Genomic DNA, 21,071 nt, shown 5'->3' on the forward strand with positions numbered 1-21,071 from the left:
GCCTGGGGCGTGCACCGGACCACGTGCCCTGATCCGGCCCGGGGCCGGACACAGGCTCTTACGGGACGTACAGGAACTGGCAGTTGGAGCCCGGTGCGCGATCACACAGCGTATGCAACCCATTGCGGGCGCCCGCGTCAAGTGACGGGGGCAGTGGCGCACGCGGCACTGCCCCCGTCCACGGTGTCACACCGTCAGCCCCCGGCGCCGCCCCCGCCGTGGATGTCCGGCGGCCGCCGGGTGTCGACCGGGCCGCCGGGCGTGCCGTCGGCCGCCTCCAGCGCGTCCGAGGCGGTGACCGGCTCGGCGGCCCCGGCCATCACGATGCCGGTCTTGGCGCGCCGACCGCGCCGCTCGATCCAGTTGGCCAGCGCGGACAGCGCCAGACACATCGCCACGTAGATCGCGCCGGCCACGATGATCATCGGCACGTACGGGTTCTCGTCGTTGACGACGATGGTGCTGGCCATCTGCTGGATCGTGTACAGCAGTTCCTCGAAGGTGATGACGTAGCCGAGCGAGGTGTCCTTGAGGGTCACCACCAGCTGGCTGATGATCGTCGGGAGCATCGCCCGGATCGCCTGCGGCATCAGCACCGTCGTCATGACCTGCGTCTTGCTCATGCCCAGCGCGTACGCCGCCTCGCGCTGCCCCCGGGGCACCGCGTTGATGCCGGCTCGCAGTACCTCCGCCTGCACCGAGCCGTTGTAGACGGTCAGGCCGACGACCAGCGCCCAGAACTGCGGGCTGTCGCCGGTCAGGCCCAGCTCCTCCTTGTAGGAGAGCAGGATCACCCACAGGGCGTAGATCGTGATCAGCAGCGGGACGGCCCGGAACAGCTCGATGAACCCGGTCGCCAGCCAGCGCACCGGTTTGTGGTCGGAGAGCCGGGCGACGGCGAGCAGTACGCCGAGCGCCAGCGAGAGCACGGCGGCGACCGCGAAGACCTGGAGGGTCGTCAGGACACCGTTGCGGATGTTGGTGCGTACGCCCGCGTTGTTGAAGATGTTCCACATCTCCGGGTCGAACTGGCCCTTGGCGGCCAGCCGCGCCACGGCGAAGACGAGCAGGCCGACGACGGCGAGCGCGCCGCCGACGGTGTAGACGCGGTTGCGGACCTTGGCCTTGGGCCCTGGGGCGTCGTACAGGACGCTGGTCATCGGGCCACCTCCAGGCGGCGTTCGAGCAGCCGGAAGATGCCGCTGATGGCGAACGTGATGATCAAGTAGGCGAGGGCGATCCAGAGGAAGATCCAGCCGATCGGCCGCCCCTGGTCGTTGAGGAGCTTGGAGACGTTGAACAGTTCGGCGTTGCTGAAGGCGCCCGCGATGGCCGAGTTCTTGGTGAGCGCGATCAGGATGCTGCTCAGCGGCGGGATCACGGTACGGGTGGCCTGCGGCAGCACGATGATGCGCAGCGTCTGGACGAAGGTCATCCCGATGCTGCGCGCGGCCTCCGCCTGGCCCAGCGGCACGGTGTTGATGCCCGAGCGCACGGCCTCGCAGATGAACGAGGACGTGTAGAAGCCCAGCGCCAGGGTCGCCAGCACGAACGGGCTGATGCCCGGGAAGAAGATCTGCGGGACGACGAAGAAGGCGACCAGGAACAGCAGGGTGAGCGGGGTGTTGCGCAGCAGCGTCACCCACGCCGTCCCGAAGGCGCGCAGCGGGGGCACCGGCGAGACCCGGAAACCGGCTATGAGGAGGCCCAGCAGGAGGGCGAGCGCCGCGCTGGCCGCGGTGAGCGACACGGTTCCGAGGAACCCGGTGCGGAACTCGGGGAGATAGTCGAGGAGTACGTTCATGGGTTCTCCGCGGTAGCGGTCAGGGTCAGCAGCGGCGGACGGGTGGACGGTGGCGCGCGGTGTACGGGAGCGCGGCCCGGCGTGCGGGCGCTTCCGCGCGCGGCGTACGGATGTACGGCCGGTGGCGCGGGCGTGGCCCGCGACGGCGTGCGCGCGGGCGGTCCGGCGCGTGGATCGTCAGGCACCCACGCCCCGTACGCCCGCCGAGGCGGCGTACGGGGCGTGCGGCAGCGGACAGCGGTGGCGCGGCCTGGATCAGCCGCGCGGCAGCGGCGTCTCCGGCGGGACGAAGCTGGTCCCGGACTTGCCGAGAGTGCCTTCGTACGCCTTCTTGTAGTCGCCGTTCTTGATGTGCTTCTCCAGCGCGTCGGTGATCGCGTCCCGCAGCGCCTTGTCGCCCTTCGTCAGGCCGACGCCGTACGGCTCCTTGGTGAACGGCTTGCCGACGACCCGCAGCTTCTTGGGCCGCTCGGCCGCGTACCCCTTGAGGATCGCGTCGTCCGTGGTGACCGCGTCCACCTGGCCGTCGAGCAGCTGCTTGACGCACAGCGAGTACTTGGCCAGCTCGGTGGTCTGCGCGCCGTACTTCGGCTTCTTGATCTCCTGGAGCGGGGTGGAGCCGACGATCGAGCAGACCTTCTTGCCCTTGACGGTGTCCGGGCCGGTGATCGACTTGTCGTCCTGGCGCACCAGGAGGTCCGCGCCCGCGGTGTAGTACGGGCCCGCGAAGTCGATCTGCTTCTTGCGCTCCTCGTTGATCGTGTACGTGCCGACGTAGTAATCGACCTGGCCCTTGGAGATCGCGGTCTCGCGGACGTTGGAGTCGACCGTCTTGAACTCGATCTGCTTCTCGGAGAAGCCCAGGTCGGCGGCGATCATCTTGGCGATCTCGATGTCGAAGCCGGACCGCTTGCCGGTGGTGTCCTGGAAGCCGAGGTAGGGCTGGTCGGCCTTGGCGCCGATGGTGATCTTCCCGGCCTGCTTGGCCTTCTTCCAGGCCGGCGAGTTCACGTTTGCCTTGTCGTTGACCGCGTACGTACCGCTGAAGACGTCCCCGCCGGACGCCTTGTCGCCTGCCGTGCCCGACTCGCCGCCGCATGCGGTCGCCGTCGCCGTCAGCGCGAGCACCACCGCACCCGCCGCGGCCGTCTTACGAATCCTCATGGTGAACATCCTTCGGTTCTGCGGAAGTTGGCAATCATGATGACCGGCCGCGGGGTCAGTGGTGAAGGATCTTCGAGAGGAAGTCCTTGGCCCGGTCGCTGCGCGGGTTGCTGAAGAACTGATTCGGCTCGGCCTCTTCGACGATGCGGCCGTCCGCCATGAAGACGACCCGGTTGGCCGCCGAGCGGGCGAAGCCCATCTCGTGCGTGACCACGACCATCGTCATGCCGTCCCGGGCGAGCTGCTGCATGACCTCCAGCACCTCGTTGATCATCTCCGGGTCGAGAGCGGAGGTCGGCTCATCGAAAAGCATGACCTTGGGGTCCATCGCCAGGGCCCGGGCGATGGCCACCCGCTGCTGCTGCCCACCGGACAGCTGGGCGGGGTACTTGTCCGCCTGCGTACCGACCCCCACCCGGTCCAGCAGGGCCCGGGCCTTCTCCTCGGCCGCCTTCTTGTCCGTGCGGCGGACCTTGGTCTGGCCCAGCATCACGTTCTCCAGCACCGTCTTGTGCGCGAAGAGGTTGAAGGACTGGAAGACCATGCCCACGTCGGCGCGGAGCCGCGCCAGCTCGCGCCCCTCCTGCGGCAACGGCTTGCCGTCGATCGTGATGGCGCCGGAGTCCACGGTCTCCAGCCGGTTGATCGTGCGGCACAGGGTCGACTTGCCGGACCCGGAGGGCCCGATCACCACGACCACCTCACCGCGCCGGATGGTCAGGTCGATGTCCTGGAGTACGTGCAGCGCGCCGAAGTGCTTGTTCACGTTGTCCAGCACGACCAGCGGGTCGCCCGCCGGCGCGGGCCCCTTGTCGCTCTTGGTCACCGATACTTCGCTCATCGGCGTACAGCTCCGTCCTCCTCGGTTGGGGAGGACCCTAGTAACGCCCTGCGACCAGCGTCATTACATCTGAGCGGGATTTGAGCATAACGATACGGCCGCGAAGGGACACGCGGCGTGAACGGGGCGCGCGGGCCGGGCGCCCCGGTGTACCGGCTGCATAACGGAACCGTCCCTCCGGGAATACCCCCTTGACGTGCGTGCCGTCCATCGCCGTAGATGCCTTTTGGCCGCTCCGCGGACGGCCCGTGCCCGTACGCGCCCGCGTGCGGCCGTACACCTATGCGCCCGCGCGTCCAGATATGCGCGGCCGGGCACACATCGTGAGGAGGGGGCCGGTGCGGCTGCTGCTCGTGGAGGACGACGACCATGTCGCGGCCGCCCTGTCCGCCGTGCTGTCCCGGCACGGCTTCGAGGTCACGCACGCGCGCAGCGGCGAGGAGGCGCTGCAGGCGCTGCTCCCCGGCGACCGGGCGCCCTTCGGGGTGGTCCTGCTCGATCTCGGCCTGCCCGACCAGGACGGCTTCGAGGTCTGTGGCCGGATCCGGCGCCTCGGCAGCACCCCGGTGATCATGGTGACCGCGCGGGCGGACGTACGGTCACGGATCCACGGGCTGAACCTCGGCGCCGACGATTACGTGGTCAAGCCCTACGACACCGGCGAACTGCTCGCCCGGATCCACGCCGTCAGCCGCCGCCGCCCCTCCGCGCCGGCCACCGCCAAGGAGCCCCCTGCCGAGGAGGGCGCCCCGAGCGACGGGCTGCGGCTCGGCACCGTCACCATCGAACTGTCCACCCGGCAGGTGTCCGTGGACGGCACCACCGTCCCGCTGACCCGCAAGGAGTTCGACCTGCTCGCCCTGCTCGCGCAGCGGCCGGGCGTCGTCTTCCGGCGGGAGCAGATCATCAGCGAGGTGTGGCGTACCAGCTGGGAGGGGACCGGCCGGACCCTGGAGGTGCACGTCGCCTCGCTGCGCGCCAAACTGCGGATGCCCGCGCTGATCGAGACGGTGCGCGGGGTCGGCTACCGCCTGGTGGCCCCGCCGGCCGCCGTGTCACCGGCCGGCCCGGCCTCCTGACGGCCGGCGGCACCGCACCGTGCGCACCCGACTCCTCCCGCTCCTCATCGTCCTGCTCGCCGGGGTGCTGCTCGCGCTCGGCTTCCCGCTCGCCGGCATCAACGCCACCGTCGAACAGCAGCGGGTGGTCGTCGACCGGATCGACGACGCGGCCCGCTTCGCCTCCCTCGCCCAGTACGTCACCACCAGGCCGGGCGGCGGGAGCAACAGCCCCGACGAGGACGAACGGCAGGCCACGCTCGGCGCCGAGCTCAAGCGCTACCACGAGCTGTACGGCATCCGCGCCGGCGTCTTCTTCCGCGACGGGACGCCCATGGCGGCGGCGCCCGCCGGCTGGCGCGTACCCGAGGAGGGCGAGGGGGCGCGGGCCTTCAGCGAGGCGCTGGCGGGCCGCCGCAGCCACGACCCCCGGCAGATCTGGCCCTGGGACGAGGACGGCCGGATCCCGGTCGCCTCGCCCGTCGTCCGGGACGGCGACGTGGTGGCCGTCGTCGTCACCGACTCGCCCACCGGGCAGATGCGCTCGCGCATCCTGCACGGGTGGCTGCTGATCGGGGCGGGGGAGTGCGCGGCCATGCTCGTCGCGGTGGCCGCCGCCTTCCGGCTCACCGGGTGGGTGCTGCGCCCGGTGCGCGTCCTGGACGCCGCGAGCCACGACATCGCCACCGGCCGGCTGAAGTCCCGGGTCGCCGCCGCCTCCGGGCCGCCGGAACTGCGCCGCCTGGCCCGTTCGTTCAACGAGATGGCCGACAACGTCGAGGATGTGCTGGAGCAGCAGCGCGCCTTCGTCGCCGACGCCTCCCACCAGCTCCGCAACCCGCTCTCCGCCCTGCTGCTGCGCATCGAGCTGCTCGCCCTGGAGCTCCCCGAGGGCAACGAGGAGATCGCCTCCGTCCGTACGGAGGGCAAGCGCCTGGCCCGGGTCCTGGACGACCTCCTGGGCCTGGCGCTGGCCGAGCACGCCGCCGCCGACCTCCAGCTCACCGACGTCGCCGCGCTCGCCGCCGAACGTGTCGAGTCCTGGCGGCCGCTGGCCGACGACAAGGGGGTGCTGCTGTCCTACGAGGGCCAGCGGGCCGTCACCGGCTGGACGGACCCGGTCGCGCTCTCCAGCGCCCTGGACGCGCTGGTCGACAACGCCCTGAAGTTCACGCCCGCCGGGGAACGGGTCGCCGTCGGCGTGGCGCCGGCCGGCGAGCACGTACGGATCACCGTCCGCGACCACGGACCCGGCCTCACCGAGGACGAACTGGCCCGGATCGGTGACCGCTTCTGGCGCAGCAGCCGCCACCAGAACGTCTCCGGCTCCGGCCTGGGCCTGTCGATCACCCGCGCGCTGCTCGCCGCCGGCGGCGCCACCCTCTCCTTCGGGCCGCACCGGCCGCACGGACTGCGGGTGACCGTCGAGGTACCGCGCACCGCGCCCTGACCTGGAGGTTCCGGCGCCGTCCCCGTACGGTCGTCCGCCGCCGTGGAGGTGTGTTACCGTTGGTGGTGTTGCAGTTGTTGTACCCATGAACTTTGTGCGCGCCCGGAGGCTGGAAGCCCCGGGCGTTCCTTGTTTTCCGGACCTTTCTCCGGTGTGGGGCGATCATCTCGGCGACAGGGAGGCCGCGCAGTGCGGTCTCCGGTTTGCCCCTAGAAGGAGAAAAACATGGCCACCGGCACCGTGAAGTGGTTCAACGCGGAAAAGGGCTTCGGCTTCATCGAGCAGGACGGCGGCGGCCCCGACGTCTTCGCCCACTACTCGAACATCCAGGCTCAGGGCTTCCGCGAGCTCCTGGAGGGCCAGAAGGTCAGCTTCGACGTGACCCAGGGCCCGAAGGGCCCGCAGGCGGAGAACATCATCCCCGCCTGACGGACCGCGCGTCCGCGGACGGGGCCCGCACCGACCGGTGCGGGCCCCGTCCGTATCCGTACGGCCCGTTCCGTACGCCCGCCGGTGCGCGCCCGCCACCCCGCGACCGCACCGCAGCCGCACGACCCGTATGCGTACGCCCCGTACCCATGCGGCTCCGAGACCGCACGGCACCGTTCCGTACGCGCTCGGCCTCCCTGCCACCGAAGGGCTTTCAGTGACCCGAGCGAACGCACCGCGACAGAGCGCCGCCTCCCAGCCGTCCCCGCGGACGGCCCCCCAGCCGCCCGCCGTCTCCTTCGACGAGCTGCCGCTGGCACCGGCCCTTCTCACCGCGCTGCGCGCGCAGGGCGTCACCGAGCCGTTCCCCATCCAGGCCGCGACGCTGCCCGCCACCCTGGCGGGCCGGGACGTGCTCGGCCGCGGCCGCACCGGCTCCGGCAAGACCCTGGCCTTCGGTCTGGCGATGCTCAGCCGTACGGCGGGCCGCCGCGCCGAGAGCAAGAGCCCCCTGGCGATGGTGCTGGTGCCCACCCGCGAGCTGGCCACCCAGGTCACCCAGGCGCTCGCGCCGTACGCCACGGCGGTCGGCCTGCGCACCACCACGGTCGTCGGCGGCACCTCGATCAACCGTCAGGTCGACGCGCTGCGCAAGGGCGCCGAGATCCTGGTCGCCACCCCCGGCCGGCTCGCGGACCTGCTGGACCGCGGCGCCTGCAAGCTCGACCAGGTCACCGTCACGGTCCTCGACGAGGCCGACCAGATGACCGACATGGGCTTCCTGCCGCAGGTCACCCGCCTGATGGAGAAGGTGGACCCGAACGGTCAGCGGATGCTGTTCTCCGCGACGCTCGACCGCAACGTCGACAAGCTGGTCCGCCGCTTCCTGACCGACCCGGTCACCCACTCCGTGGACCCGTCGGCCGCCACGGTCACCACCATGGAGCACCACGTCCTGTACGTGGACGACACCGACAAGCGGGCCACCACGACCGAGATCGCCGCCCGCGACGGCCGCGTGATCATGTTCGTGGACACCAAGCGCGGCGCCGACCGGCTCACCAAGCACCTGCTGGCGCAGGGTGTACGGGCCGCGGCGCTGCACGGCGGCAAGTCCCAGCCGCAGCGCACCCGCACCCTGGAGCAGTTCCGCACCGGCCAGGCCACCGCGCTGATCGCCACCAACGTCGCCGCCCGCGGCATCCACATCGACGGCCTCGACCTCGTGGTCAACGTCGACCCGCCGACCGAGGCCAAGGACTACCTGCACCGCGGCGGCCGCACCGCGCGGGCCGGTGAGTCGGGCACCGTCGTCACCCTGGTCACGCCCGGCCAGCGCCGGGACATGAGCCGGCTGATGTCCCGGGCGAAGATCACCCCCGGTACCGCGCGGGTCCGCCCGGGCGACAGTGAACTGATACGGATCACGGGCGCGCAGGCGCCGTCCGGAGAGCCGGTGGTGATCGCCGTTCCCGCGCAGCAGGAGCGGGCCAAGCCCGCGGGCGGCGGCAGCGGACGGCGGCGGCCGCGCCGCGGCGGTTCCGGCGGCGGCTCGGCGGGCGGCGGCAGCGGCGCCTCGGGCGGCGGCCGTCCGTCCCGCCGCCCCTCCCGCGCTCCGAAGGGCCCGCGCACCCCGCGGGCGCCCAAGGCGTGAGGCGCGCCTCCTGGGCTTCCGCGGTGTGACCCGCGCCGGGGTGTGAAAGGCGTGACGCGCTGCACTCCGTGGGTTTCTACGGGATGAGGCGCGCCGGAGGCGTGTAAGCGTGACGCGCTGCACTCCGTGGGTTTCCACGGGCTGAGGCGCGCCGGAGGCGTGAAAGGCGTGACGCGCTGCACTCCGTGGGTTTCCACGGGCTGAGGCGCGCCGGAGGCGTGAAAGGCGTGACGCGCTGCACTCCGTGGGTTTCCACGGCATGAGGCGCGCCGGAGGCGTGTAAGGCGTGACGCGCCGCACTCCGTGGGTCTCCACGGCATGGCGCGCGCCGGGGCGTGCACGGTGGTCCGTGCACGCCCCGGCGCTTTCAGTTCACGGACCCGGCGTCCTACGGCTTCTCCGACACGTAGTAGCGCCGCGCGCCCTCGTGCAGCGGCAGCGGATCGGTGAACACCGCGGTCCGCAGGTCCACCTTCTGGGCGGCGTGCACCTCCGTACCGATCCGGTCCCGGCTCTTTATGACGGTCCGGGTGATCGCCTCCGTCAGCACCGGGTCCTGCCGGTCGGTGGTCACCAGCAGGTTCGCGACCGCGATCGTCCTGATCGCCTGCCCCTTCTGGACCTGCGGATACGCGTCGGCCGGCATCACGGCCGCCCGGTAGTGCCGGGTCCGCGCGCCCTGCCGGTGCAGCGCCGGGATCAGATCCCCGAGCTGGACCAGCCGTACGGGCATCCGCCGGGCGACCTGCTGCACGGCCGAGGTCGGCAGCCCGCCCGACCAGAAGAAGGCGTCCAGCTCGCCGTCCTCCAGCAGCTTCGGCATCCGGTCGATACCGACGCGTACGGCTTCGATGTCCCGGTCGAAGTCGAGTCCAGCCGCTGCGACCAGCCGCCGGGTGATCAGCTGGACGCCGGACCCGTCCGCCCCCACACCGACGCGCAGCTTCCTCAAGTCCTTGGCCGAACCGACCGTGGAGCCCGCGGGGACGACCAGCTGCATGTAATCGTCGTACAGCCGCGCGCAGGCCCGCAGCCGCGCCGCCTCCCGGGGCTTGAGGCGCTGCAACTCGGCCACCGCGTCCACGGTCGCGATCGCGAACTCGGCGTTCCCCTGCGTCAACTGGGCCAGGTTGTCCAGCGACCCCGCACTGTTCATCAGCCGCACGTCGACCTGCGGCAGGTCCCGGCGCAGATCCTGCTTGAGGAGCTCCCCGTAGCGCGCGTACACGCCGGAGCGCACGCCGGTGGTCAGCGTGAGCTGCCCGCCGGGCGCGGGCGGGCCGCCCAGCGGCAGCAGCCACCACAGCAGCAGGCCGAGCGCGGTCAGCGCCGCGGCCGCCGCGAGCAGCACCCGGCGCCCGCCGGTGCGGGGGAGTACGGAAACCATGGGCGGGATCCTGCCAGCCCCGCACCGGGAAAGGGAGGGGCGAGGCGGCGGCGCGAGGACGTACCCTGGTCGATTGAGATGAGTGCGAAGACATACGAGGTGCGCACCTACGGGTGCCAGATGAACGTCCACGACTCCGAGCGGCTGTCGGGCCTGCTGGAGGACGCCGGATACGTGCCCGCGCCCAAGGGGGCCGACGGGGCCGATGTCGTCGTCTTCAACACCTGCGCGGTGAGGGAGAACGCCGACAACCGGCTCTACGGCAACCTCGGCCAGCTCGCGCCCAAGAAGGCCGCGCGCCCGGGCATGCAGATCGCCGTCGGCGGCTGCCTGGCCCAGAAGGACCGCGACACCATCGTCAAGAAGGCCCCGTGGGTCGACGTGGTCTTCGGGACGCACAACATCGGCAAGCTGCCGGTGCTCCTGGAGCGCGCCCGCGTCCAGGAGGAAGCGCAGGTCGAGATCGCCGAGTCGCTGGAGGCGTTCCCCTCCACGCTGCCCACCCGCCGCGAGAGCGCCTACGCGGCCTGGGTCTCGATCTCCGTCGGCTGCAACAACACCTGCACCTTCTGCATCGTCCCCGCCCTGCGCGGCAAGGAGAAGGACCGCCGCCCCGGCGACATCCTCGCCGAGATCGAGGCGCTGGTCGCGGAGGGCGTCTCCGAGATCACCCTGCTCGGCCAGAACGTCAACGCGTACGGCTCCGACATCGGCGACCGCGAGGCGTTCAGCAAGCTGCTGCGCGCCTGCGGGAAGATCGAGGGCCTGGAGCGGGTCCGCTTCACCTCGCCGCACCCCCGCGACTTCACCGACGACGTCATCGCCGCCATGGCCGAGACGCCGAACGTGATGCCGCAGCTGCACATGCCGCTGCAGTCCGGCTCGGACACGGTCCTCAAGGCGATGCGCCGCTCGTACCGCCAGGAGCGCTTCCTCGGCATCATCGAGAAGGTGCGCGCCGCCATGCCGGACGCCGCCATCTCCACGGACATCATCGTCGGCTTCCCCGGCGAGACCGAGGAGGACTTCGAGCAGACCCTGCACACGGTCCGCGAGTCCCGCTTCGCGCAGGCCTTCACCTTCCAGTACTCCAAGCGCCCCGGCACCCCGGCCGCCGAGATGGAGGGGCAGATCCCCAAGGAGGTCGTCCAGGCGCGCTACGAGCGGCTGGTGGCCCTCCAGGAGGAGATCTCCTGGGAGGAGAACAAGAAGCAGGTCGGCCGCACGCTGGAGGTCATGGTCGCCGAGGGCGAGGGGCGCAAGGACGACGCCACGCGCCGGCTGTCCGGCCGCGCGCCCGACAACCGCCTGGTGCACTTCACCCGCCCCGAGGAGCCGGTCCGCCCCGGCGACATGGTGACCGTCGAGATCACCTACGCCGCGCCGCACCACCTGCTCGCCGAGGGCCCGGTCCAGGCCGTCCGCCGTACCCGCGCGGGCGACGCCTGGGAGAAGCGCAACGCCGCCCCGGCCGACAAGCCGGCCGGCGTCATGCTCGGCCTGCCGACCATCGGCGCGCCGGCCCCCGCCCCGGCCCCGGCGGCGGGCTGCGGGTGCGACTGACGGCCTGAGGGCGGGCGAACCGGACGGGGCGCCCAGACCCGGGCCTGAGGCGGGGCGCTCGGATGGGGCGTCGGGGTCTGAGGACGTGGCAATCGGATGGGCGCCGGGGCCTGAGGCGGGGCAGTCGGAGGGAACGCTGGGGTCTGAGGACGGGGCAACCGGACGGGGCGCCCGGGCCTGAGGCGGACAACCAGCCGGGGCGCCCGGGCCTGAGCCCGCGTCCCGTCGGTGCCGCCTTGCTAGGGTTCCAGCCATGCTTGTCGCCGCCGCCGTCTGCCCGTGTCCGCCGGTACTCGTCCCGGAGGTCGCCTCCGGAGCCGCCCCCGAGCTGGACGGCCTACGGGCCGCCGCCGTGGACGCGGTCGGCGTGCTCGCGGCGGCCCGGCCGGACCGGCTGGTCGTCGTCGGCCCCGCCGAACAGGCCGGCCGCGGGCCGCACGCACAGGGCGCGGTCGGTTCCTTCCGCGGCTTCGGCGTGGACCTGGACGTGCGCCTGGGCGCCGCCGAGACGGCCCCGGAACGGCCGCTTCCGCCGTCGCTGTCGGTCGGCGCCTGGCTGCTGACCCGTACGGACTGGGCGGACGCGCCGGTGGAAGGGCTGGGCGTCGGAGAACCGCTGGCCGCCGACCGCTGCCTCCAGGTCGGCCGGGAGATCGCGGCGTCTTCGGAGCGGGTCGCCCTGCTGGTGATGGGCGACGGCAGCGCGTGCCGCACGGTGAAGGCCCCGGGCTACTACGACGAGCGGGCCGAAGACTTCGACGCCGCCGTGGGGCGCGCCCTGGCGGCCGCCGACACCGAGGCGCTGGCCGGGCTGGACGCGGAGCTGGCGGACGAGCTGAAGGCCTCCGGGCGGGCCTGCTGGCAGGTCCTGGCGGGCGCCGCACAGGGCGCCGGGCTGCGCGGCGTGCTGCTGCGCGAGGAGGCGCCGTACGGAGTGGGGTACTTCGTGGCGGCCTGGTCCTGAGACGTACGCAAGCCGTGCCGGCAGTGGCGCCCGCCGTGCCGGCAGCGGTGCCCGCCGTGCCGGCAGGCAGCAACGCGACGGCCGCGGAGCGCATCGCTCCGCGGCCGTCGCGTTGCTGTCCGGGCCGCCCCGCCGCAGGCCCGGCGGGAGAAGGTCAGGAGGCCGGTCCCTGCGGGCCGGAGCCGCCGGAGCCCTGACCGCCGGAGCGGCGGGACTCCTCGGACAGCCTGCCGAGGGCGTCCTTCGCCTTGCCCGCGCCGGTCCCGATCTGGCTGCTGTACTTGCCCTTGGTCCTCTCGTCGACCGCCCGCGCGGCCTTGTCGAGCCCCTGCTCGATCTTGTCCCCGTGCTGCTGCGCGAGGTCACCGGCCCTGCTCCGCAGCGGACCGAGCCTGGCCTTGAGGTTGTCCAGCAGACCCATGGGCACCTTCCTTCGTCTTCCTTCGTACGGTGTGCGCCTTACTTGCGGGCGCCTTCCCCGGCTTCGCTGTCCGCAGCCTCCCCGGCCGACTGCTGCTTGGGGATCTCGACACCTTCGGCGGCCGCCGCCTCGGCGGCCTCCTCCGCGGACGGCTTCCCGTCCGCCGCCTCGCCCTGTTCCGCCGACGGGGCGGCCTCGGCGGACGGCTCGGCACCGGGCTCCCCGCCCTCCGGGGCCGACGGTTCCGCCGTCAGCGTGGCGGCGCCGGCCTCCTCCGTCGATGCCTCGTCCTTGCGGCGACGAAACCGTGAAAACACGCCCATAACTACTCCAGACCTTACTCGTGTGGGCGAAATCCCGGGGCGCCCGGAGCGTCCCATTGCGCCGCCCGCGGGCTCCGGTCCGTGAACCGGCGGCCGGAACCTCGCAACAGGCAACGAACACGAAGGCGAGCCGTCACGTCGCTCGTTCGAGATGCGGCCCCGAGGTTTGCGAGACTGGGCCGGTGAACACCGCAGTTCCCGCACCCCGGGTCATCGCCGTCGTCGGTCCCACCGCGGCCGGAAAGTCCGATCTGGGCGTCGCGCTCGCCCGCCATCTCGGTGGCGAAGTCGTCAACGCCGACTCCATGCAGCTCTACCGGGGTATGGACATCGGCACCGCCAAGCTGACGGTGCCCGAGCGCCAGGGCGTCCCGCACCACCTCCTGGACATCTGGGACGTCACCCGGGCCGCGAACGTCGCCGAGTACCAGCGTCTGGCCCGCGCCGAGATCGACCGCCTGCTCGCCGAAGGCCGCACTCCCGTCCTCGTCGGCGGCTCCGGCCTGTACGTACGCGGCGCCATCGACGCCCTCGACTTCCCCGGTACGGACCCGGAGGTACGCGCCCGGCTGGAGGCCGAGCTGGCCGAGCAGGGCAGCGGTGCCCTGCACACACGGCTCGCCGCCGCCGACCCCGAGGCCGCCCGCGCCATCCTGGCGAGCAACGGGCGCCGCATCGTGCGCGCCCTGGAGGTCATCGAGATCACCGGCCGCCCCTTCACCGCCAACCTCCCCGGACACGAGGCGGTCTACGACACCGTGCAGATCGGCGTCGACGTGGCACGCCCCGAACTGGACGACCGCATCGCCCGCAGGGTCGACCGGATGTGGGACGAAGGCCTGGTCGACGAGGTGCGGCGGCTGGAGGGCGAGGGGCTGCGCGAGGGGCGCACCGCCTCACGGGCCCTCGGCTACCAGCAGGTGCTCGCCCAGCTCGCGGGGGAGTGCACGGAGGAGCAGGCGCGCGCCGAGACGGTCCGTGCCACCAAGCGGTTCGCGCGCCGCCAGGATTCCTGGTTCCGCAGGGATCCCCGGGTCCACTGGCTCAGCGGGGGCGCCGCGGACCGCGCGGAACTCCCGGGGCGGGCGCTGGCGTTGGTCGAACGACCGGTCACAGCCTGATCACGTCATGGCATCGGGACGCTCCGGCCGTCATCCGGGCCCCCGGGAGCGTGTCATCATCGACCTTCGATCGAGGCGTGCAGTCGGAGTGGGGAGGGCGCGTGGCGATGGAGGCCGGCCCTCGCAACAGACCGCAGCAACCGGACGGGCCGAGAGACGGACAGCGGGACGCGGCGGAGCCGCTGACCCAGGACGGGCCCGGGGCCGTCGGCCCGGTCGGGCCTGCCCTGGACCACGCGGCGGCCGTCGGGCCCGACGGTCCCGACGCTCTGGGTGAACCGGTTCGCCCGGAGCCCCTGGACGCCGGGGACGGCCCCGAGGAGGCGGCCGAGGGCGGCGAGTCCTTCCGGGAACTGCGCCCGCCGCGCAAGCTGCGCATCTGGCAGCTCGCGCCCATCGTGGGCCTGGCCATCCTCGGCTCGTTGATGTTCGCCTTCCCGCTCGCCTTCGAGTTCGGCGGTGACGGCGGCGCGGTGATCTCCATGCTCGGCCTGCTGCTCTTCGGCTGCGCGGCGGGCTGGGGCATGATGGCCGCCCGCCGGGTCGGCCACACCTGGCCCGGCCTGCCCGCCCGCGGCTCCGGCCGACGCCCGGACTGGCGCGTCGTCCTGGCGTACGCCGCGGTCGTGGCCGTCCTGGCCCTGCTCGCGGTCTGGCGGGTCGCGCGGCTGCACTGAAAAGGCGCGGCGCATGGGGCCGGGGCATGGACCCCGGCGAGCCCGGCGGAGCGTGTCGAACGGCGGGGGCCGACCGAGGCCCGGGGCGGGGTGTACGGACCGTACGAGCGCCGCGTGGGACGTATGAGCGCCGCGTGGGACGTACGGGCATGGTGCGGGCCGTACGGGCATGGTGCGGGGCGTACGGGCGTGGCGCGGGCCGTACGGGCGTGGCGCGGGGCGTACGGGCATGGTGCGAGCCGGGACATGCGCGGGCCGGAAACGTGCCACGGGTGCCGGGACGTGCGCGGGCCGGACACGTGCCACGGGCGCCGGTACATGCGCGGGCCGGACACGCGCCACGCGCGTGTCCGCACATGCCCTGACCGGGCCTGCGGCACGCGCTGTCACTGCCGCGCCGTACGATGCAGGCATGACCGACGCACAGGGGACCGTAGAGGCCACGGGGGCCGCCGTGAGCGCCGCCACGACCGCCGCGAGCGGCTCCGGCGGCCGGGGCATCGCCTTCCTCAAGGGGCACGGCACGGAGAACGATTTCGTGATCGTCCCCGACCCGGACGGCGCCCTGGAGCTGTCCGCCGAGGCCGTCGCGCGGATCTGCGACCGCCGGGCCGGCATCGGCGGTGACGGCCTGCTGCGCGTGGTGCGCTCCGCCGCCGACCCCGAGGCCCGCGCCATGGCCGGTGAGGCCGAGTGGTTCATGGACTACCGCAACGGTGACGGCTCCATCGCCGAGATGTGCGGCAACGGCATCCGCGTCTTCGCCCGCTACCTCCAGCACGCCGGCCTGGCCAAGGAGGGCGAGCTGGCCATCGCCACCCGCGCCGGCGTACGGACGGCGCGCCTGGCCGCGACCGGTGAGGTCACCATCTCCATGGGCCGTGCCGAGCTGCTCCCGGACGGCGTGACGGTCACGGTCGGCGACCGCAGCTGGCCCGCCCGCAACGTGAACATGGGCAACCCGCACGCCGTCGCCTTCGTCGAGGACCTCGACCACGCCGGAGAGCTGCGCGAGGTCCCGCCGTTCGGCCCAGCCGCCGTCTACCCGGACGGCGTCAACATCGAGTTCGTCGCCGACCGCGGCCCGCGCCACGTGGCCATGCGGGTGCACGAGCGCGGCGCCGGCGAGACCCGCTCCTGCGGCACCGGCGCCTGCGCGGTCGCCGTCGCCGCCGCCCGCCGGGACGGCATCGACCCCGCGGTCACCAACAGCCCCGTCACGTATACGGTCGACGTGCTGGGCGGCAGCCTGACGATCACCGAGCTGCCGGACGGCACGGTCGAGATGACCGGCCCCGCGGTGATCGTCGCGCAGGGTGCGATGGACCCCGCGTGGCTGGTCACGGCCCTCGGCTGAGACTTCGCTCGAATGGGTGATCCGGTTCACGCTGGGCGAGAGCGGGACAGCGCTGCGTGATGGGCTCGGTAGCATCAAGCACCGGCCCGGGCGACTGACTGCGGGCGCCCAACCGCCGGTCGACGCCGCCGGAGGTGCCCATGAGCGCAGAGGCCACGAACCCTGGTAACCCCGTCGCGCCTGCCCAGGCCGGTCCGTCCGACCTGGGGGAAGCCTCCCATCGCAGACGGGGCCGCCCCCGCCTGGAGCTGCGCGGACTGCGCCGCATCGGCCGGGCCGCGCTGCTCGGTCCGGCCCCCCGCGACGGCCTGCCGGACGCCCTGGAGCACGTCGCCAAGGTGCACCGCGCCCACCACCCGGACGCCGACCTGGACACCCTGAGCCGGGCCTACGCGCTCGCCGAGTCCTCGCACCGCGGACAGCTGCGCAAGAGCGGCGAGCCGTACATCACCCACCCGCTCGCGGTGACCCTGATCCTGGCCGAACTGGGCGCCGAGACCACGACCTTGACCGCCTCCCTCCTCCACGACACCGTCGAGGACACCGAAGTGACGCTGGATCAGGTCAGCAGCGAGTTCGGCAAGGAGGTCTGCTACCTGGTCGACGGCGTGACCAAGCTGGAGAAGGTGGACTACGGCGCCGCCGCCGAGCCGGAGACCTTCCGCAAGATGCTGGTCGCCACCGGCAACGACGTCCGCGTGATGTCCATCAAGCTGGCCGACCGGCTGCACAACATGCGCACCCTCGGCGTGATGCGACCCGAGAAACAGGCCCGGATCGCCAAGGTGACGCGCGACGTGCTGATCCCGCTCGCCGAACGGCTGGGCGTGCAGGCGCTCAAGACCGAGCTGGAGGACCTGGTCTTCGCGATCCTGCATCCGGAGGAGTACGCCACCACCCGCGCCCTGGTCCTCGGTCACGCCGGCCGCGCGGGCCCGCTCGACGCCATCGCGGAACGGGTGCGCACCGTCCTGGGCGAGGCCGACATCGACGCCGAAGTCCTCATCAGGCCCCGGCACTTCGTCTCCGTGCACCGGGTGCGGCTGGCGCGCGGCACGGTCACCGGCGCGGACCTCGGCCGGCTGCTGGTGCTCGTCGCCGAGGACGCCGACTGCTACGCGGTCCTCGGCGAGCTGCACACCTGCTTCACCCCGGTCGTCTCGGAGTTCAAGGACTTCATCGCGGCGCCGAAGTTCAACCTCTACCAGTCGCTGCACACCGCCGTCTCCGACGAGGACGGCGCGATTGCCGAAACGCTCATCCGCACCCACCGCATGCACCGCGTCGCGGAGGCCGGGGTGATCGCGCTGGGCAACCCGTACGCCCCCGCGGACGGCTCCGACCCGTCAGCGCCGGTACCGGACGGCGCGCAGGGCGCACAGCCGGCCGAGGACGGTGAGCGCGTCGACCCGACCCAGCCCGGATGGCTGTGCCGCCTCCTGGAATGGCAGCGCGCCACCCCCGACCCGGACACATTCTGGACCTCGCTGCGCGACGACCTCGCCCAGGACCGGGAGATCACGGTCTTCTGCACGGAAGGCGGCTTCGGCGACGGCGGCGGCACGGTCGCCACGGACCGCGCGGGCACGGGTACGGGCGGCACCGGCACCGTCGGCCTGCCCGCCGGCGCGAGCTGTGTGGACGCCGCGTACGCGCTGTACGGCGAAGGGGCCCACCACTGCATCGGCGCGCGCGTCAACGGGCGCCTGGCGACGCTCTCCACCGCCCTGAGCGACGGCGACAGCCTGCACCTGCTCATGGCCCCCGACTCCGCCGCCGGGCCCTCGCCGGACTGGCTCGACCACACCCGTACCCCGGCGGCCCGGCTCGCCATCTCACGCTGGCTCGCCGCCCACCCCGGGGAGGAGACGGGAACGGGGGAGGGCCAGGTGGGGGCGGGTACCCCGAACGCCGCCGGCGAGCCGCGGGGCGCCGGGGCCGGCCCAGCCGCCGGGCGTCACGGCGGCGACATCGCCACCCTGTCCACCGACCTCCCCGGCGCGACCGTACGGCTCGCGGGCTGCTGCACCCCCGTACCGCCGGACAACGTCACCGGCTTCGCCGTACGGGGCGGCATCGTCACCGTGCACCGGGCGCTGTGCCCCGTGGTGGCCCGGATGGCCGCGTCCGGCCGGCAGCCGGTCGGCGCGCGCTGGCGCGGTGCGGGCAACCGCGTACAGGGCTGCCGGGTCACCCTCCTCGCGGAGGCGTTCACCCGGCCGCATCTGCTCGCCGATCTCACCGAGGCGATCGCCGCCGAAGGCGCCGCCGTGGTCGCCGCGGCCGTCGAGCCGCCCCGTGAGCAGCGCGTACGCCACACGTACACGCTCCACCTGCCGGACGCGGCCAAACTGCCGTCCCTGATGCGGGCGATGCGGCAGGTGCCGGGCGTCTTCGACGTGCTGCGGGCGGGGCGGGCGCAGCCGAGGGTGGCGGCGCGGTCCTGAGGGGCGCCTGCGGCCCCATGCGTGCGCTTGAGGGCGTGGTCCTATGCGTGCGCTTGAGGGGCGTGGCCTCATGCGTGCGCTTGAGGGGCATGGTCCCACGCGTGAGGGGCACGGTCCCACGCGTCCGCACGAGGCGCACGGCCCCATGCGTGCGCTTGAGGGGCGCGGCCCCACGCGTGCGGTTGAAGGGCGCGGCCCCACGCGTCCGCATGAGGGGCACGGCCCCACGCTTCCGCATGAGGGGCACGGCCCCACGCGTCCGCATGAGGGGCGCGTTCGGCTTCCGCCTGCGCCCCTCCGGCCCTCTACGGGCGCAGGGATCCCCTCGTTCGGGTGCCGTACTGTCGCGTCGGCCACGGGCGGGGGCGCCACGCTGATAGCGGTTTGTCATGCCGCTTTCCTCGTCCCGCCCCGCCCCCGGCCCCGGACCGGGCTCCGAAGGCGCCCCGTCCCGCCCCCGTCCACGCCGCCCCGCCGGAGCCGCTGCCCGCCGCCGGAGCGCGCTCGGCCTGCTCGCCGCCGCCACCCTGGTCGCCGCCGGCCTGCCGGCCGCCGCACCGCTCGGCGTCGGTGACCGGCTCTACCCGCACCTCGGCAACCCCGGCTACGACGTCCGCGCGTACGACATCGCCCTGACGTACTCCGGACGCAACGACCGGCCGCTGGAAGCCGTCACGAAGATCACCGCGCGGGCCACCGCCCGCCTGAAGCACGTCAACCTCGACTTCGCGCACGGTGCCGTCCGCTCCGTCGAGATCGACGGCCGGCCCGCCGCCCACGTCAGCCGCGGCGAGGACCTCATCGTCACGCCGCACCGCGCGGTCCGCGCCGGCACCCCGCTGCGGATCGTCGTCCGGCACACCAGCGACCCGCGGCCCCCCAAGGGCGGCAAGGACAAGGATGTCGGCTGGCTGCGCACGAAGGACGGGCTGGTGATGGCCAACCAGGTCGACGCCGCGCACCGCGTCTTCCCGGGCAACGACCACCCCTCGGACAAGGCGCTCTACACCTTCCGCGTCACCGCCCCCAAGGACCTGACCGTCGTCGGCAACGGCACGCTGGTGGCGCGCTACCCGGGCGCCGTACAGGTCAGGAGCGTGGTGCCGGCGGAACCGGGCGTACGGCAGCCGGCGGCCGCTCCGGCCACCACCACCTGGGTCTACCGGTCCGCCCACCCCATGGCCACCGAAGTGGCACAGGTGTCCATCGGGCGCTCCGCCGTCGTCCGCCGCACGGGGCCGCACGGCCTGCCGCTGCGCGACGTCGTACCCGCCGCCGACCGCAAGCGCCTGGAACCGTGGCTGGCCGAGACGCCCGGCCAGCTCGCCTGGATGGAGCGCAAGGTCGGCCGCTACCCCTTCGAGACGTACGGCGTCCTGCTCGCCCAGGCCGAGACGGGCTTCGAGCTGGAGACCCAGACGCTGTCCCTCTTTGAGGAGCGGCTGTTCACCACGGGGCAGTACCCCCGCTGGTACATCAAAGCGATCATGGTCCATGAGCTGGCGCACCAGTGGTTCGGCAACAGCGTCTCCCCGCGCACCTGGTCGGACGCCTGGCTCAACGAGGCGCACGCCACCTGGTACGAGGAGCTGTACGCGCACGAGCACTCCGGGATGTCCATGGACGAACGGACACGGCGCGCCTACAGCGTCTCCGACCGGATGCGCGCCGAGGGCGGCCCGCCCGGGGCCCCGAAGATTCCCGCGCCCGGCAACAAGACGGGCATCTTCCGCCCGGTCATGTACGACGGCAGCGCCCTCGTGCTGTACGCGCTGCGAGCCAAGATCGGACCCGCCGCCTTCGACCGGCTGGAACGCGCCTGGGTGACCCGTCACCGGGACGGCGTCGCGGGCACCACCGACTTCGTCGCGCTGGCTTCCCGGGTCTCGGGCCAGGACCTCGGGAGCTTCTTCCGCAGCTGGCTGTACGACAAGAAGACACCGCCGATGCCGGGCCACCCGGACTGGAAGAGCCACTACCGGACGCCGCAGCCACCGGCGCGCACGCCGGGCGCGAAGCCTGCGGGGAAGCCCGCGCCCAAGCCGGGCGCTAAGCCTGCGGGGAATCCGGGCGGCAAGCCGGGCGCTAAGCCTGCGGGGAAGCCGAGCGGCAAGCCGGGCGTGAAGCCTGGTGGCACCCCGGCGCACAAGCCGGGGTGAGCCTGACCGCGCCCCGGCGCCTCCCACTCCCTCGCGCCCCCACTCCCTCCCACCCCCTCCCACTCCCTCGCGCCCCCCACGCCTCTGGCGCCCCTCACACCCCTGACGCCTCGCCCACGGAAAATCCGTAGGACGGTGACCAGCCGTCGTGCGACCATCGTCTGGCCGATGACGGGGCCGCCGCCGGGAATCTCCCGGGCGGTCCGGACGTTGTCACGATCGAGAGTCCCGGGGCCACGCGGCCCCGCACGG

General features: G+C 73.0%; 18 protein-coding genes. 11 read left to right on the forward strand and 7 right to left on the reverse strand.

What is annotated here, in order from left to right; translation table 11 throughout:
- Nucleotides 1–194: 194 nt before the first annotated feature.
- From AB0L45_RS29445 to AB0L45_RS29460, 4 genes are all read right to left on the reverse strand, one after another.
- A complete protein-coding gene (locus AB0L45_RS29445; RefSeq protein ID WP_365845217.1) occupies nt 195–1,160 on the reverse strand; it encodes an amino acid ABC transporter permease in 966 nt (321 codons plus the stop codon).
- Complete coding sequence (locus tag AB0L45_RS29450; protein WP_365845219.1) at nt 1,157–1,804, reverse strand: amino acid ABC transporter permease; 648 nt, start codon at nt 1,802–1,804, stop codon at nt 1,157–1,159. Before AB0L45_RS29450 ends, AB0L45_RS29445 begins: the two co-directional genes overlap by 4 nt.
- A gap of 255 nt (nt 1,805–2,059) precedes the next feature.
- Nucleotides 2,060–2,968, reverse strand: coding sequence for a glutamate ABC transporter substrate-binding protein (locus tag AB0L45_RS29455; RefSeq protein WP_365845221.1), 909 nt, complete (start codon nt 2,966–2,968; stop codon nt 2,060–2,062).
- Between the two features lie 55 nt (nt 2,969–3,023).
- A complete protein-coding gene (locus AB0L45_RS29460) occupies nt 3,024–3,809 on the reverse strand; it encodes an amino acid ABC transporter ATP-binding protein (RefSeq protein ID WP_365845223.1) in 786 nt (261 codons plus the stop codon).
- 338 nt (nt 3,810–4,147) lie between these two features.
- On the opposite strand from AB0L45_RS29460, the gene AB0L45_RS29465 reads away from it, so the two are divergent.
- From AB0L45_RS29465 to AB0L45_RS29480, 4 genes are all read left to right on the forward strand, one after another.
- On the forward strand, nt 4,148–4,888 hold the full coding sequence (locus AB0L45_RS29465) for a response regulator transcription factor (RefSeq protein ID WP_365845226.1): 741 nt from the start codon (nt 4,148–4,150) through the stop codon (nt 4,886–4,888).
- A gap of 19 nt (nt 4,889–4,907) precedes the next feature.
- Complete coding sequence (locus AB0L45_RS29470) at nt 4,908–6,317, forward strand: HAMP domain-containing sensor histidine kinase (protein WP_365845228.1); 1,410 nt, start codon at nt 4,908–4,910, stop codon at nt 6,315–6,317.
- Nucleotides 6,318–6,542: 225 nt separating this feature from the next.
- Nucleotides 6,543–6,746 carry a cold-shock protein gene (locus AB0L45_RS29475; RefSeq protein WP_031008163.1) on the forward strand — a complete coding sequence of 68 codons (204 nt, stop codon included), beginning with the start codon at nt 6,543–6,545 and terminating at the stop codon, nt 6,744–6,746.
- A gap of 130 nt (nt 6,747–6,876) precedes the next feature.
- On the forward strand, nt 6,877–8,400 hold the full coding sequence (locus AB0L45_RS29480) for a DEAD/DEAH box helicase (RefSeq protein ID WP_365845231.1): 1,524 nt from the start codon (nt 6,877–6,879) through the stop codon (nt 8,398–8,400).
- 388 nt (nt 8,401–8,788) lie between these two features.
- On the opposite strand, the gene AB0L45_RS29485 is transcribed toward AB0L45_RS29480, so the two are convergent.
- Complete coding sequence (locus AB0L45_RS29485) at nt 8,789–9,787, reverse strand: TAXI family TRAP transporter solute-binding subunit (RefSeq protein ID WP_365845233.1); 999 nt, start codon at nt 9,785–9,787, stop codon at nt 8,789–8,791.
- 78 nt (nt 9,788–9,865) lie between these two features.
- Between AB0L45_RS29485 and miaB the strand changes: the two genes are divergently transcribed.
- Nucleotides 9,866–11,350, forward strand: coding sequence for a tRNA (N6-isopentenyl adenosine(37)-C2)-methylthiotransferase MiaB (gene miaB, locus AB0L45_RS29490; protein ID WP_365845235.1), 1,485 nt, complete (start codon nt 9,866–9,868; stop codon nt 11,348–11,350).
- A gap of 253 nt (nt 11,351–11,603) precedes the next feature.
- Nucleotides 11,604–12,314, forward strand: coding sequence for a class III extradiol dioxygenase subunit B-like domain-containing protein (locus AB0L45_RS29495; protein ID WP_365845237.1), 711 nt, complete (start codon nt 11,604–11,606; stop codon nt 12,312–12,314).
- Between the two features lie 154 nt (nt 12,315–12,468).
- On the opposite strand, the gene AB0L45_RS29500 is transcribed toward AB0L45_RS29495, so the two are convergent.
- Both AB0L45_RS29500 and AB0L45_RS29505 read right to left on the reverse strand, forming a co-directional pair.
- A complete protein-coding gene (locus AB0L45_RS29500) occupies nt 12,469–12,735 on the reverse strand; it encodes an antitoxin (RefSeq protein WP_365845239.1) in 267 nt (88 codons plus the stop codon).
- A 38-nt stretch (nt 12,736–12,773) separates the two neighbouring features.
- On the reverse strand, nt 12,774–13,058 hold the full coding sequence (locus tag AB0L45_RS29505; RefSeq protein WP_365845241.1) for a gliding motility protein: 285 nt from the start codon (nt 13,056–13,058) through the stop codon (nt 12,774–12,776).
- A 182-nt stretch (nt 13,059–13,240) separates the two neighbouring features.
- Here AB0L45_RS29505 and miaA point away from each other — a divergent pair, with 182 nt between their 5' ends.
- From miaA to AB0L45_RS29530, 5 genes are all read left to right on the forward strand, one after another.
- Nucleotides 13,241–14,179 (forward strand): tRNA (adenosine(37)-N6)-dimethylallyltransferase MiaA, encoded by a 939-nt coding sequence (miaA, locus tag AB0L45_RS29510; protein ID WP_365845244.1) that lies wholly within the window; start codon nt 13,241–13,243, stop codon nt 14,177–14,179.
- A 107-nt stretch (nt 14,180–14,286) separates the two neighbouring features.
- On the forward strand, nt 14,287–14,856 hold the full coding sequence (locus AB0L45_RS29515) for a hypothetical protein (RefSeq protein ID WP_365845246.1): 570 nt from the start codon (nt 14,287–14,289) through the stop codon (nt 14,854–14,856).
- Nucleotides 14,857–15,268: 412 nt separating this feature from the next.
- Nucleotides 15,269–16,213: a diaminopimelate epimerase gene (gene dapF, locus AB0L45_RS29520; protein WP_365845248.1), complete on the forward strand. Its 945-nt coding sequence runs from the start codon at nt 15,269–15,271 to the stop codon at nt 16,211–16,213.
- 140 nt (nt 16,214–16,353) lie between these two features.
- A complete protein-coding gene (locus AB0L45_RS29525; RefSeq protein WP_365845250.1) occupies nt 16,354–18,660 on the forward strand; it encodes an HD domain-containing protein in 2,307 nt (768 codons plus the stop codon).
- A 389-nt stretch (nt 18,661–19,049) separates the two neighbouring features.
- Complete coding sequence (locus AB0L45_RS29530; protein ID WP_365845252.1) at nt 19,050–20,819, forward strand: M1 family aminopeptidase; 1,770 nt, start codon at nt 19,050–19,052, stop codon at nt 20,817–20,819.
- The last annotated feature ends 252 nt before the right edge of the window (nt 20,820–21,071 follow it).

Origin of the sequence: Streptomyces sp. NPDC052496 (assembly GCF_040679095.1) — a bacterium.
Classification (GTDB): Bacteria; Actinomycetota; Actinomycetes; order Streptomycetales; family Streptomycetaceae; genus Streptomyces.

What these genes read in the sequence shown, in the direction of transcription:
- dapF (WP_365845248.1), top strand. Translation starts at nt 15,269, where the DNA reads ATGACCGACGCACAGGGGACCGTAGAGGCCACGGGGGCCGCCGTGAGC.
- miaB (WP_365845235.1), top strand. Translation starts at nt 9,866, where the DNA reads ATGAGTGCGAAGACATACGAGGTGCGCACCTACGGGTGCCAGATGAAC.
- AB0L45_RS29500 (WP_365845239.1), bottom strand. Translation starts at nt 12,735, where the DNA reads ATGGGTCTGCTGGACAACCTCAAGGCCAGGCTCGGTCCGCTGCGGAGC.
- AB0L45_RS29460 (WP_365845223.1), bottom strand. Translation starts at nt 3,809, where the DNA reads ATGAGCGAAGTATCGGTGACCAAGAGCGACAAGGGGCCCGCGCCGGCG.
- AB0L45_RS29530 (WP_365845252.1), top strand. Translation starts at nt 19,050, where the DNA reads ATGCCGCTTTCCTCGTCCCGCCCCGCCCCCGGCCCCGGACCGGGCTCC.
- AB0L45_RS29480 (WP_365845231.1), top strand. Translation starts at nt 6,877, where the DNA reads ATGCGTACGCCCCGTACCCATGCGGCTCCGAGACCGCACGGCACCGTT.
- AB0L45_RS29455 (WP_365845221.1), bottom strand. Translation starts at nt 2,968, where the DNA reads ATGAGGATTCGTAAGACGGCCGCGGCGGGTGCGGTGGTGCTCGCGCTG.
- AB0L45_RS29445 (WP_365845217.1), bottom strand. Translation starts at nt 1,160, where the DNA reads ATGACCAGCGTCCTGTACGACGCCCCAGGGCCCAAGGCCAAGGTCCGC.
- AB0L45_RS29525 (WP_365845250.1), top strand. Translation starts at nt 16,354, where the DNA reads ATGAGCGCAGAGGCCACGAACCCTGGTAACCCCGTCGCGCCTGCCCAG.
- AB0L45_RS29450 (WP_365845219.1), bottom strand. Translation starts at nt 1,804, where the DNA reads ATGAACGTACTCCTCGACTATCTCCCCGAGTTCCGCACCGGGTTCCTC.
- AB0L45_RS29505 (WP_365845241.1), bottom strand. Translation starts at nt 13,058, where the DNA reads ATGGGCGTGTTTTCACGGTTTCGTCGCCGCAAGGACGAGGCATCGACG.
- AB0L45_RS29515 (WP_365845246.1), top strand. Translation starts at nt 14,287, where the DNA reads ATGGAGGCCGGCCCTCGCAACAGACCGCAGCAACCGGACGGGCCGAGA.
- AB0L45_RS29485 (WP_365845233.1), bottom strand. Translation starts at nt 9,787, where the DNA reads ATGGTTTCCGTACTCCCCCGCACCGGCGGGCGCCGGGTGCTGCTCGCG.
- AB0L45_RS29495 (WP_365845237.1), top strand. Translation starts at nt 11,604, where the DNA reads ATGCTTGTCGCCGCCGCCGTCTGCCCGTGTCCGCCGGTACTCGTCCCG.
- AB0L45_RS29475 (WP_031008163.1), top strand. Translation starts at nt 6,543, where the DNA reads ATGGCCACCGGCACCGTGAAGTGGTTCAACGCGGAAAAGGGCTTCGGC.